At 34.1% G+C, this 13,497-nt stretch carries 13 protein-coding genes; 5 read left to right on the forward strand and 8 right to left on the reverse strand.

Features of this window, described 5'->3' with window-relative positions; translation table 11 throughout:
- Window positions 1–106: 106 nt before the first annotated feature.
- The 3 genes from F1Z66_RS01435 to F1Z66_RS01445 all read right to left on the reverse strand — a co-directional run bounded on the left by F1Z66_RS01435 (window position 107) and on the right by F1Z66_RS01445 (window position 1,844).
- Window positions 107–403: a hypothetical protein gene (locus F1Z66_RS01435; RefSeq protein ID WP_149861821.1), complete on the reverse strand. Its 297-nt coding sequence runs from the start codon at window positions 401–403 to the stop codon at window positions 107–109.
- A gap of 116 nt (window positions 404–519) precedes the next feature.
- Entirely contained in the window at window positions 520–1,116 is a 597-nt protein-coding gene (locus tag F1Z66_RS01440) for a calcium-binding protein (RefSeq protein WP_149861822.1), read from the reverse strand.
- Window positions 1,117–1,238: 122 nt separating this feature from the next.
- On the reverse strand, window positions 1,239–1,844 hold the full coding sequence (locus F1Z66_RS01445; RefSeq protein WP_149861823.1) for a TetR/AcrR family transcriptional regulator: 606 nt from the start codon (window positions 1,842–1,844) through the stop codon (window positions 1,239–1,241).
- Window positions 1,845–2,063: 219 nt separating this feature from the next.
- Between F1Z66_RS01445 and F1Z66_RS01450 the strand changes: the two genes are divergently transcribed.
- The 3 genes from F1Z66_RS01450 (at window position 2,064) to F1Z66_RS01460 (ending at window position 6,469) form a co-directional block, all read left to right on the forward strand.
- On the forward strand, window positions 2,064–2,975 hold the full coding sequence (locus tag F1Z66_RS01450; protein WP_230207402.1) for an ABC transporter ATP-binding protein: 912 nt from the start codon (window positions 2,064–2,066) through the stop codon (window positions 2,973–2,975).
- 35 nt (window positions 2,976–3,010) lie between these two features.
- A complete protein-coding gene (locus F1Z66_RS01455; RefSeq protein ID WP_149861824.1) occupies window positions 3,011–5,137 on the forward strand; it encodes a COG1361 S-layer family protein in 2,127 nt (708 codons plus the stop codon).
- A 78-nt stretch (window positions 5,138–5,215) separates the two neighbouring features.
- Window positions 5,216–6,469 carry an ABC transporter permease gene (locus tag F1Z66_RS01460; RefSeq protein WP_149861825.1) on the forward strand — a complete coding sequence of 418 codons (1,254 nt, stop codon included), beginning with the start codon at window positions 5,216–5,218 and terminating at the stop codon, window positions 6,467–6,469.
- A gap of 242 nt (window positions 6,470–6,711) precedes the next feature.
- Here F1Z66_RS01460 and F1Z66_RS01465 read toward each other — a convergent pair whose 3' ends face one another.
- The 5 genes from F1Z66_RS01465 to F1Z66_RS01485 all read right to left on the reverse strand — a co-directional run bounded on the left by F1Z66_RS01465 (window position 6,712) and on the right by F1Z66_RS01485 (window position 9,663).
- Complete coding sequence (locus tag F1Z66_RS01465) at window positions 6,712–6,906, reverse strand: hypothetical protein (RefSeq protein WP_149861826.1); 195 nt, start codon at window positions 6,904–6,906, stop codon at window positions 6,712–6,714.
- Between the two features lie 190 nt (window positions 6,907–7,096).
- Window positions 7,097–7,360 (reverse strand): hypothetical protein, encoded by a 264-nt coding sequence (locus tag F1Z66_RS01470; protein ID WP_149861827.1) that lies wholly within the window; start codon window positions 7,358–7,360, stop codon window positions 7,097–7,099.
- A gap of 41 nt (window positions 7,361–7,401) precedes the next feature.
- Complete coding sequence (locus F1Z66_RS01475; protein WP_159357391.1) at window positions 7,402–8,085, reverse strand: NAD(P)-binding domain-containing protein; 684 nt, start codon at window positions 8,083–8,085, stop codon at window positions 7,402–7,404.
- A gap of 358 nt (window positions 8,086–8,443) precedes the next feature.
- Entirely contained in the window at window positions 8,444–9,097 is a 654-nt protein-coding gene (locus tag F1Z66_RS01480) for a calcium-binding protein (protein WP_149861829.1), read from the reverse strand.
- Between the two features lie 110 nt (window positions 9,098–9,207).
- Window positions 9,208–9,663, reverse strand: coding sequence for a calcium-binding protein (locus F1Z66_RS01485; RefSeq protein WP_159357392.1), 456 nt, complete (start codon window positions 9,661–9,663; stop codon window positions 9,208–9,210).
- 1,096 nt (window positions 9,664–10,759) lie between these two features.
- Between F1Z66_RS01485 and F1Z66_RS01490 the strand changes: the two genes are divergently transcribed.
- Both F1Z66_RS01490 and F1Z66_RS01495 read left to right on the forward strand, forming a co-directional pair.
- Entirely contained in the window at window positions 10,760–11,344 is a 585-nt protein-coding gene (locus F1Z66_RS01490) for a MarR family winged helix-turn-helix transcriptional regulator (RefSeq protein WP_149861831.1), read from the forward strand.
- Window positions 11,345–11,388: 44 nt separating this feature from the next.
- A complete protein-coding gene (locus tag F1Z66_RS01495) occupies window positions 11,389–13,026 on the forward strand; it encodes an MFS transporter (RefSeq protein ID WP_149861832.1) in 1,638 nt (545 codons plus the stop codon).
- The last annotated feature ends 471 nt before the right edge of the window (window positions 13,027–13,497 follow it).

A 13,497-nucleotide genomic window follows, 5' to 3' on the forward strand; every position in this document is an offset into this window, starting at 1 on the left:
CTCCCCACTCCAAAATGTTTGAATGTGTGACAATAATTGATGTAGACGTTGTGTCACATGAACTAATTATTTAGAGTCCGGCGAGGTATCGTTAAAAGAGGAGGAACTATGTACTTATTCCACAAGAGTTTGGTCCTGATTCCAAATCCTTTTGATCCACTATTTCACAGGAAGTCAGATTCTTATTAAATAGAACAATTTTCTCATAGTTCATTGGTTGAGGAGGCATATTTGCTGTTACAAACTTTACAAACTCAATTTCTGAGTTGGTTATAGATGTTAACTCTTGTTTAATAGATCCAATAGGATTGTATATTGGTTTTTCAAGTCTGATTTTTCTATACATATGTTCTAAGGAACGAGTAATTGTGAATCTTGTATTTTGGTCTAGATACTTAATCATGTAAATATAGTCATTAATACCATTTCTCTAGGATGTAATATTATATTCATAACTAAACCATCTAAAATTTAAAATCAGATATCACAACAAGCTCATTGATTTGCGCATAACCGAAATTAAAGATCGGTTCTAACATCTTCACAATTATTGGATGCAACATCTTTGGAGGGATCAAAATCTATGATTATATCGTAGTCGTCGCCACAATCGAAGTAGTTAGATCCTGGACCGCCTTCGAGAAGATCTTCTCCGGCACCTGCGTATAATTCATCATTACCTTTTCCACCTACCAAGTAATCACCATCTAAGCCACCATACAGCAAATCATTACCATCCTCTCCATAGATGTTGTCACTTCCCTCGCCACCTTGTACATCGTCATCGCCATCTCCGCCGAATATATCGTCAGCAGAAGCTCTGCCTTGCAAAGCATCATCAGAACCTTTGCCTTTGATAAAGTCCTCCTGTACCGTACCAATTATAATATCACTTCGAGACGTTCCTTCACATAATGGAGCTTTTACCTCTTGATTAAAGGTGCAGTAAATCATCTTTTCCTGGGAATCTCCTTGATTAAGGGGTCCTGTATATCTTTCTCCGTCTCCATCTCCTCCAGCATATACTGCCCAATTATGATTTAGAAAAACATTTGAAAATAGCAAGAGAACTAAAATATTTGTAATCATAAAAGCGATTGGTAATGGTTTCGTCATAACTGTATCTCTTCTTTATACCTTATAAGGAATTGATAAATATATTATGAGAAACATTTCGCTACTATTTCTAAGAATTACTTCAGGTTGATACTTTATTCTTTGATAAGTCATCATAACCCCTACGTTGATTTAATGCCATCCAAAATCAATTGATTAATTTCCACCCATACTTTTTTGTTATATGTTTCAGGAATACCTAAGATTCTTCCTATTGTCAGTCCATCAAATAATGAGACAACTCCGGCAGCAATCAACTCCAAGTTTATATCTTCTTTAAACCATCCTTTTTTAATCTGAAGTTGCATATGATCATAAGAAATTTTGTAAAGTTTTTTTCTATGATCTCTCAAGATCTTTTGAAGTTTGGGATTTCTTGAGGATTCTGCGATTGCTTCAAAAAAAACCTTTTCACTTCCTTCTCTCTGTATCTTTCGAAATTCATCGTAGAAGCGTTCAGTATTAGATATTATATCTTCTCTGTTTTTTGTGAAAGTGTTTCTAAGTTGTAAGTAGAATAAATTCAAACTATCTTCAGCAATCGCCTGAAATAAGTCTTCTTTGCTACTAAAATAGTTGTATAAAGTTCCCTTGCTTAATTCGGATTCATTAACAATGTCCTCCATACGTGTCTTATCAAATCCATATTTTGAAAAACACTTAATTGCAGAGCGTAATATCTGGCTCTTTTTTTCTTTCTTGTATTCAATGGTGACTCTTGGACACAACTCTCTCCATCTCTATTAAATCATACCAGTATTTTAAAGAATTCTTTTAATAATATGTTTGAAAAATCAAACCTGCCAATGTAATCAATGTATATAATAATGCGATAGTTCAATGTTTCCATTATTCGACTGTGTATGTAGATCTACTATATATACATGTCTGACTGGTCAGTTTCGTTTATTAAGGAGATTGTTTAATCCTGTAGTATCAGATCTCCAATGAATAGCAATAGGGCTCCGCATGACCAGAATGACCTTGAGGAATCGGAAAATGCAGAGTTTTCGGTTGATTTGAATATTAAACCTTCTTATAGTAATCCTCCGCCACGTGTTAGTCAACAGAATCTTGGACGCGATTTAGCAGATGACAGCGACGTTGTTGTAGATGATACTGCACGTTCTAATAACGCCAAGAAAACTAATCGTTCTAATATTGCAATGGAAGTAAGGAATCTTCATAAAATTTATGAATCACAAGCCGGAAAGTCAGTTGTACTGAAAGGAATAAATTTTATAATAAAGAAGGGTGAATTCGTTTCAATTGTGGGGCCATCAGGAAGCGGAAAATCTACTCTATTAAACATAATGGGGGCCTTAGATACTCCTTCGTCGGGTAAAATTTTTATCAATAATGTAGACATATTTGCATTATCTAAATCACAAATTGCTGATATGAGAAATAAGCTAATTGGATATATTTTTCAATCATATAATCTTATTAACCGAACGACTGTCCAAAAGAATGTTGAAATTCCTGCAATAATCGCAGGTATGAGTGACAAACAAAGAAAATCACGCGCACTAAAACTCTTGGACCTATTGGGAATTAAAAACAAATCAAATTATAAACCCACTAATCTTAGCGGTGGACAGCAGCAAAGAGTAGCTATTGCAAGATCGCTGATGAATAATCCTGCAATCATTTTGGCTGATGAGGCAACCGGTAACCTAGATACAAAAACAGGTGAAGAAGTTTTCGAGCTTCTTAGAATGTTGACAAAAAGATATAATCGAACTATTGTTTTTGTAACACATAATCCTGAACTAGCCGCAAGAACTGACCGGACAATATTTATAAAAGATGGACAAGTGGAAAGAGAATCGATTAACCAAAAGTACGCATTAACATAGAGGATCAGATTCCAAAATTTAGCGAGATAAAATAAATGAATTATAAAAAATTATTACATACTAATAAAACAATCTATTCCTTTGCTTTGATGGTATTGATTTTATTTTCTGGTTTACCACTTTATTCTAATTATTTCGCACATGGCCAATTCGTATCCACTGCAGACACAAGAAATCCTTTGTTTCTTGATTCTTACTGGACCGATACACCTTCTACAAATTCATCACCTACGGATTTGACCACACCTAATAGAATAGAAGTGGGACCGGGCGAGGGACCTTCTACTCTTGCGGTCATTATTGTAAACACAGGTAGAACGGATATTACTGGGCTAAAAGGATACCTTACTCTGCCTGACCAATTTAGGTCCATTCCAGGTCAGAATGGTGTAAATACATCAAATGTATCGGTAGCAAGTTATAATACCATTGTCAAACCCGGTGAGAGTTTTCCACTATATTTTTCTGTCGATGTATTAAGAAATGCAACGGTGGGTCCCTATTCATCTAACTTAGATCTAGTCTATTCAAAGGTTCAAGAAGTTGGACAAATTTCATCAACCTTGGATATTCCATTCAGAATAACTGGGAAGGTAATATTGGACACCACCTCACTTACTCAAAATCTTACTACAGGTACTTTGAATAAGGCTACTGTCGCTATAAAGAACAAGGGTTCGGCCGATGCAAATGGAGTGATAGCTACCATCACAAATCTTAACGGTAACACAGTTACAAGTATAGGAGATAGTTCGACCAATCAACAAAACGATAATGACAATATTAGCAATAATCAAAATAATTCTTCCTCTTCTGAAACTCAGACAGGAACTCAAAGTATAGGGGAGAACAATCAAAATACTTCCAATATTGCAACACTAGAGGCAAATACCTTCGACATAGGAAAAATTAGATCAAATGAACTAGTTACTATCAACCCATTATTGTATGCGGATTATAATGCTGGCGGAACAATCCAAACAATGAATTTGGAAATTTCCTATAACGATGCATACGGAAACAAAAAAACCTTAGATTCCTCTGTAGGGATAGTAGTTTCGCCAAATGCTCCCGAATCAACATTGAGCATAAGACCATTAGAAAACGGAACCTCCTTGGTAAATGCGAGTTCCAACAATAACGGACAAAACAAAATCGAACAATTACAACCAAATAATGATGACAATTCGAGACAATCAATTACGATTAGTTCTGGCAAGATAGAGAAAATGAACTTTGTTGTAACCAATACTGGAAGCAGTATTTTACAAAATGCCATATTATCACTTTCCTCGCCGTCAGATTCTGTCAAAATTTTGGGAAATACAAGATGGTCAATTCCTCTTTTTGTACCTAATATGGAAAAGGAGATATCCACATTGGTTTTTGCTTCTGAGGATATGATAAATAAACCAATATCTTTTACAGTAAACGCCGAATACATCACGGGGGGAAAAACAAGATCTGATGTTTTAGATCTCGGAGCTTACGTTGAGGGACAAATAAAAGTTACATTGTATGACTTGGCCATAAATGAGATAGGAGGGTTTCCTAATTTGGTGGGTAATTTGCTAAACGAGGGAAATACGATGGCATTTTTTACGCGAATACAAGCTCAGAATGGTGAATCTCTAGATCTCAAATCAAATAATAATACAATTTCTGAGTCAACAGATGGTTTCCAAAATGAAAGTTCAAAACCTATAAACCCTAGTCAGGGATTAAAGGCCAAATTGTTTTCGAATCTTCCTCCTTCTCAATATTTGGGCGACCTTACAGAAAATTCACCACTTCCCTTTGGTATTCCGATTAACATTACAGAAGGCTTACCTTCCGGGGATTATCCAGTTACATTAAAGATAAGCTTTAAGGACAATCTAAGAAATGATCATACTATTATTCTTAACGATTCCTTAACATACAAAGCCAATACTCAGAAAAAAGAAAACAACAATCAAAGTATCTTTGGTATCAGCTACAATTTATTCATATTACTTATAATACTGTTAGTAGGTATACTTTTAGCTATATTTTTAATAAGGGGGAGAAAAAGACAACGAAAAAAATCTAAAGATTCAACAACAAATGACCTGGATAGTGAGAGAGATAACAATAGTACAGATGATTCGTTATTTGATGATGATGATGAGGACAAAACATGATTATTATTACACAATTAATATCTCAAAATAAAATAAATGACAAGTGCTCTCGACTTAAAATAAATGGGATAAATTCAAATGAACTTTAAGCAAATATTTATTCTCTCTTTTGATGCCATCAAAGAAAGAAAAGTCAAATCTATATTGACTATAATTATGGTAATGGTCGGTAGCAGTCTGATGGTGGCTGTAGGTGGAATTGGATCTGGATTTTCTGAATTCTTTAGCAAACAAACAAGTAACCTAGCGGGGAATATCATGTTCGTCAGTCCTGCACAACAAACATCATCAGGAGGCGCAGGAGCTGGTCCGTCTACAGGAGCATCCACCCCACCTAAAATCACTTTAAACGATGCCGTAGAAAATCGATTAAAGTCTTTACCCTACGTTAAAGAAACTATCCCCGTATACCAGGCTTCTGTGACACTCACATCCCAAGGAAAGACAAAGGATTATTCAGTATTTGCTATTAATCCGGAGAAACTATCTGTACTATCGCCCACCTTGGAATATGTAGAAGGATCTGCAGTAAGACAAAATGACCCTTCTTCAGTCATCATCTCCGAAGATATTGCACAACCCCCAGGTGACGAAGTGCCATATTTATCTTTAGGACAGACAGTGAGGATGTCATATTCTTTTGTAGATCCTGTAACAGGGGACGAAGATGAGGAGGTCAAAAGCTTTGTAGTAAGAGCTATCATGAAATCAACTGGTAATCCAAATATAGATAATGCCGTGGTCATTAATCCTGATGTGGCTAACACACTGTTTCATAAATCTGGAAAATTTGATGCTATTATTATTGTAGGGCGTTCTGCAGAACTAATAGACGCGATAGAACAGGAAATTCGAAAACTATATGGAAATAACATAGGCATTACCACTGTAAAAGCTATTATAGAAACAATAAAGAAGTTTACCAGTGGAATAAGTTCATTCTTACTAAGCATAGCTTTAGTTTCCTTAATTGTAGGAGCAGTTGGAATAATTACAACTCTATATACCTCAGTTGTTGAAAGAACGAGAGAAATAGGAACGCTTAAGGCGATTGGAGCTAGAGATTCGTATGTTTTATCATTATTTTTAGTAGAAGCGCTATTAATCGGTATATTGGGTGCGACGTCGGGATTGAGTTCTGGTATGGTATTTGGATATTTGCTAAGTTCAGGGATGGGATCAGGTGGCCAGCCGCCCATTGTGCCAGTATATACTTTACCTGATTTAACTAGAGTATGGTTTATTACGGTGGGTTTAAGCTTTATGGCGGGGCTCTTTCCATCACTAAAAGCAGCTAGATTACTTCCTGTTTTAGCACTTAAAAGAGATTAAACTACAAATACACAAGAACCTGGAACCTTGAGACTGTAGATGTTACCAAGCCAAACCTTAACAGAGACATTTTTTGATCGCTACAATAGCGGATGAAATTGCAATCGTAATATTAAAACCAGCCCATCTGGAGGCATGAAATTAACGGCTGATTTTTTTTATTTAATCTAGATACCAAAATCGATATGGTGTCTTCACTACAAAATCTAATACTTTCGAGTATCTGTATCCACTTTCTAGATCTATTTTAATTCCTCGTCTATCTGAGATAACTTATTCCCATCATCTGAACTTCTATATATCCGTCGAATTTCGTTTCTTAAATTTAAATAATAACTTCTAATATTGTCTGAATCACTCAAATTGGCAATGGCCATATTTCCTTTCTTATCATTATCCAAGTTATAAGAATCATCAAAATCATGTTCTGAATCCATAAATACTATTTCTGTATATCACGTATTTCTTTTATTAATCTATATATGTAATCCCTATGACGACTTTTACATCTCAAATTAGTTTAGATATGTAATTTGGGTAACACAACTTGACGGATCTATTCGTTGACTAATGCGTTGCTTACTTTAGTTTATTATGAAGATACTCTCTAGCCCTTATCAACTCCCATTACAGTTTAATGATTTCACTTTTTATAGTATTAGAATAATTGATAAACATTTTAGTGTCTTTTGGAAGATCTTGACCACTTATTCCATCTCTTGGTTCAAGAATGTCAACATTCCATTTAGTATTAAGAGCTTCACGTAATTCTGTAAAACTAATATTATTAGAGATGCAGTACAAAAGAAGTTCCTGAGCAAATGCAATCTGGAGGTATCTGTGGGAGTTTTCTACAATCTTTGTAACCTCTGCAACGTCACGATGAAACAGAACTTATTGGAATTAACAATGAAGGCCGCATATCATCATTGTCATGAATGTTCACCAACATAATCACAAGGATGGTTGTTTTTTTCATCAATCAAATTGTCACCTGATATCGAGGTGGGTACATAACGCATCATTGTATTGGGTGCCGAGATAGATGAAAAGTCTGCTCCCTCAAAAGAGGGTTTAGAGACTAAAGTCCCACCATCATAAAAATTAAGGCCATGCTGTAAGCAACAATTGCTAACACCACCAACTATTCGGAGTTGGTTGACACCATGAATCTCTTCTTCTAAAGCATACCATCTATGTGGTGCATGTACTACATGCAGTCTATGATCTACTTTTTCAAATACCTTTTTGGATGTACCTTTTGGAATTGTACTTTCAATTGAAATAAGTGCACCTGATTTAGCTTCTCGTGATATTTTTTCAACAACCGACATTAAACCATCAACTTGAGGTGAAAACATGTCATTTGGTACGTGTGTTGATACACAGATAATTAATACATCAAATTCGCCAAAGTTTGTTGCTTGTTTTATTCCATAGTTGGTTTCAGCTGATTGCATGGCTTTTTGATTGATATCATAACCATAAGTATCAAAGCCATGTTCTTTGATATATCTAGCAACTGGAAGCCCAAGCTGACCAAGGCCAATTACTATAACCTTCTCGAATCTGTTTTGAAATGATCTATTCTTTTGAGCCTGAATTGCGTTCCTCATCAAAAGAGTTTGCATTATTTGAATGAAGCGCAGACGAATTATCGCATTTCATATGCTAAAGTTGAAGATATCCATATAATAAATAAACTGACTGGTCAGGTGAGATCGATTAATACACTTTCTAATATTTCTTTTATTTAAACCTAGAAGTAATAGAAATGTTAATTTAGCTTCTCATTTTTTCATTAAACTAGTCTAAAAGGCTCCAAACGTATTTCAAAAGTTGACCGGGTAAATTTTATGATATTAAAGTAAATTATGAATAAAACAAAACTAAATCAGAGATAATTATATTCCAGTTCTAAGGGTATTATTTGTTAAAAATAAATAAATTTTAGAAGTAAAAGAATTCATTAATTTAATTCTGAATTTCTTCACAATTGCCTGCATTGTCATCACCTTCGTCTAAATTGAAATCAGTGATAACGTCTATTCCGTCACCACAATCAAAGTAGTCCGCTCCTGGTCCACCAATCAAAATATCGTCGCCTACATCTCCGTAAAGTTTGTCATTCCCGGACTCTCCTACTAAATAATCATCATCTATACCACCCGCTAACACATCATGTCCCTCATTCCCATTGAGTTGATCGCTTCCCGTTCCGCCTTGTAAAACATCGTTACCATTTTCGCCGGATAATTGGTCTGCTCCTTCGTTGCCTTGAATCTTATCATCACCACCCATTCCATGAACATTGTCTGAACCATCTAAGGCTACGATCAAATCGACTCCGTCTGTTCCTGTTATTCTATCATTACCAAACGATGCGGGTATGAAATTTACGCCGCTAATATCATTACCATTTCCGCTCTGTGCAACAGACGAATTAGAAATAGAGGTGGGGAGACTAGAATTTGAGAATGAAGGATTAAACGTCATTGATTCATTATCTCCAGATGTTATTGCAGGGGCGCTAATTCTTGCCGTGGCGTATGCATCCTCATAAATAATTAGGTTAGTGAGCATAGCAAAGGAGAGGAATATTGCCGGTATTAAGTTATTTAAAAACATACTTAAAAAATCAACATTCTCCTTAATAAAGGAAACTGACTAGTCGGGCTATTTATAAAAGTGGTAATGATGTATATTTTATACAATATTCATATTGATAATTTTTTTCATTATAGATTGACTCTGATTTCCTCACAATTATTTTGTGCTACGTCACCCTCATTTTTTCTAAAATCAACTATAACGTCATATCCTCCACCGCAATCAAAATAATCTTTGCCCATTTCACCCTCTAGTACGTCATCTCCATCATCACCATACAATCGGTCATTTCCTAAACCACCATTTAAATAGTCCTCATCTACACCTGCATAAATAAGATCATTGCCATCATCCCCAAATATGACATCTGCTCCCGAATTACCTTGCATAATGTCATTACCTTTGTCGCCATACAGTTGATCATTGTCCTGTCGTCCCATCACAATATCATCTGCGTCTTTTCCTTTGATAGTGTTGACAATACTATTTCCTATGATAATATCGCTTTTATCGGTGCCCTTTGTGTTATTGGAATCACCTGGTTCAGGAATAATTTTAAGATTTTCTCTAGTATCTTCTCCCATTACAAGCACTGTATTAGAATTAATAAAATATAGAATAATCAATCCAAATATAAAACAGTATAATATAGGACTTCTAAAAGTACTCTTCATTTTTATGTTAAAAGTATTAAAATTCTATTTATAGATTTGAAAGAAATCTTATGGTGTGATCTATGAGGTTAATTACTTATTGAATTATTCAAAATTACTAATAAAGGAAACTGACTAGTCGGGCTATTTATAAATAATATTATATCATATATACGGTAACATTCAGACAATCATATTCTGTTTATCGTCATATTTATAAAATTGTCGTAGCCTACTCAATATTTAGATGGCTAATAATTAAAATATTATATAATTAATTGTGTTAAAACAGTAAGACGTATTAATGTCATGTGACATCCATTTTATAAACCGACTTGACCTATCTTCAGTTATTGTCCGACAGGATATGCAATGTCTACGATAAAATGAGATGCACCGTATGCTGGTTTGTTCACTTTAAAAAAATTGCAGTCATATTCTTCATCATATAGACAAAAACATACATGACAAAATCCTTATAGATTAATTCATAGCATCAAAAGTCTTGGTTAAGGACGAGAATAGAATGGTCAACTGAAACCCTGACAATTTACATGTATAGAGTATTGCACTATTTTTAGAGTTTCTAAAGTATACTTTTTCTCAATTAGTTTTGATTCAAAATTTTTAATTGGATTTGAAGTTCCCCATTGAGCGGAATCTAGCCTAAAAACATGGATGAGATTTCACTTTGTCAACTACTTTTTTGCAATCACTTTGAGTAAAGGTTGATGTACATCATTATTGAGATGACATTATCATTAGTGTGGATTCACTCTTTCCTAATAATTATCTTCCACATCTTGTCATTGTAAAAATATCTTTTTAATCAATGTATGTTTATTCCCTAAAGAACAGAAGAATATTTGATGTATAAAAGAAGATGAGAATCATGAATTATAAACAATTTGAGTACGCCAAAAGATTTGGTTATAAATATATAGAATATTCTTAAATTTATAATATACGTTCACTCATAGCGAGTATACAAATAATTTATATATTATTAATTGGCATATGGACTATTGTGAGTGAAAATAGTGAGAAAATTGAGTTTGACTTTGAAAATTCCATTCTATTTATAATTAACAAGACTGCAAAAGCGTTAATTCATACAGTTGATCAAATGTTACGAGCCAAACTTGGTATAACATACGGTCAATGGCGGGTCATCACGGTTTTGGTTAAAAACGACAATGAGAATAAACATGAAAACAATGGCATGACTCAGAAAGAGATTGCATCCAAGATCGGTATTGAGGATTCTACCATTATTCCGATCATCGATAAATTGGAAAAAAATGGATTAGTTCTAAGGCAATCGGATAGTTACGATAGACGCAATAATAGGATCATGTTAACTAGGAAATCTGATGATGTGCTAGATGTAGTAATGAATTACGGGGAAAAAGTAAAAAACATTTTATTGATGAATATTTCCGATGACGAATTATCCATAACCAAAAATACATTAGAGAAAATGTGGAATAATATACAATCTAAAAGACATCAAGAATGTCATTCTAATACATCATCAAAAGAAATTCTCGGCAACAAATCTAATATGGAAGTAAATACCTTTGACGAAGGCACCTACAATTCCCTACAGTAGATCTACTGCCTTTAGAAATATTTGGAATAACGAAGTTGAAATATATGGTTTCAAATAAAACAAAACCCAAGAATAATAATAACAAATATGAAATGAAAAAAAAATCACCTGTTCCTAATAGCATTGCTTCCATACAACATCAAGAAAAAGTTCCTTTTTCGTCTTGGAAAGTCCTCATCATATTAAGTTTTATTGCTACAATGGTTATGTACGCAGAAACGATGTTGATACCTGCAATTCCTACACTCGTTAAAGATTTTCATATAAATTATGGTTTATCGTCTTGGCTTTTGACAGCTTATCTTGTGTCAGCAGCGGTCATGACTCCTATAGCTGGAAAACTTTCTGATATTTATGGACGAAAGAAAGTGTTACTCGTTATCATGGCAATATATACTACAGGAGTAGTTGTCGGAGCAATTTCAAATGATATCTATTTGATGATATTTGGAAGAGCGATACAAGGTATTGGAATGTCAATGTTTCCAATAGCATTTGGTATGGTAAGGGATCAGTTTCCGCTTAATAAATTGTCCATAGCCCAAGGATTAATTACATCCATGTTTGCAATAGGTGCGGTAATAGGTCTATCTGTTGGAGGTATTATTATCCAATACTTTGGATGGCGTATGACATTCATAACGATAATTCCAATTTCGATAATACTTTTGTTAGTAATAAAGAAGTATATTTGTGAAAGTAATTATTACGGCTATGAAAATCAGAATTTGAAATCAGAAATCAAAACAGGTAATAAAAAAAATAAAATAAAAACTAAGCATCAAAATTTAGAAAAGGTAGAAAAGGCTAGTAAAGGTCAAATTGACATTAAGGGTTCGGCATTACTTGCGATACTTATTACTTCACTTCTTCTTGGAATTACTTTATTACAACCTGACTCTTCTAAGGGTAATGTTTCTCCAAACGGCGATACTGTCTTAACTGTTTTACCTATTTTTGTAGTGTCCTTAGTATCCCTCATACTGTTTATACTAGTTGAAAGGCGTAGTATGCATCCACTTATGAACTTTAAAATATTTTTAGAATCCAAGATTTTGTTTTCTAGCATCATAATAATGATCGTAGGATTGTCAATGTTTATGGTGTTTCAGACTATTCCAATCCTTGTACAAACTCCAAAACCAATTGGGTTTAGTGGAAATCCATCTGACACTGGACAAATTCAATTACCATTTGCGATTGTACTATTGTTATTTGGACCAACATCTGGACTAATCATATCTAAATTGGGTTCCATGAAACCAACAATCTTAGGCTCTGTTTTGACAACCACAGGCTTTATGATAATATTGTTATTACATTCCTCGGAGATATTGATTTCCGTTGGATTAACGATCGTGTCCGCAGGCTTATCCTTAGCTGCAGTCGGCGCTATGAACATTATCCTTGTTGCAACACCTAGAGAGTTTTCAGGAGTAACCATAGGGATGAGCAGTATGTTGAGGATAGTAGGTAGCTCTATCGGTCCTGCCCTGGCTGCAATGTATATGCAAACAAATCAGTCAACGATCGCCACCACAAATGGGATTACTGAAATGCTGCCATCATCTCTTTCTTTTGACCTTATTTTTCTTACAGCAGTGATATTGTCAAGCATTTCAATTTTCATATCACTATTCCTCATGAAAAAAGCAAAATCGCCATCTAAAATTATTGTTTGAGCAACATTCCACAAATGATGTAATGGGCCAAATAAATACGGAATGCCTTAGTTCTAATCGTGGAGAATCATACGAAATGTTAGATTTGTCTATAATCCCAAAAATATTTTATTTGCCATCAAACAACTGAAAAAATAAATTATATTGTCATAACATTTGATTCTGAACATGATCTAGAGACGTGCCCTATTAGGGATTGATTGATGTGTAACCTTTATAATGTTTTTATAAGGTGAAAATACGCTATGAGTCATTGTATGAATCTTACAATACATTAAGAATATATTTCACAACAAAAATTACAATTTTTTAATGGGATCTCTTACTAAAATTTCTCTGTTAATATGAACCTTATGTTCATTGTAATTTCTTCTATCACTTGTCGATACAAATTTTTCTCAGTTTTTAATTCTCACATAATTATTGACCATTGATGATATAATTAGTTTATTCTGTTTTTTGATTTTATAT

Origin of the sequence: Candidatus Nitrosocosmicus agrestis (genome assembly GCF_008389435.1) — an archaeon.
Lineage (GTDB): Archaea > Thermoproteota > Nitrososphaeria > Nitrososphaerales > Nitrososphaeraceae > Nitrosocosmicus > Nitrosocosmicus agrestis.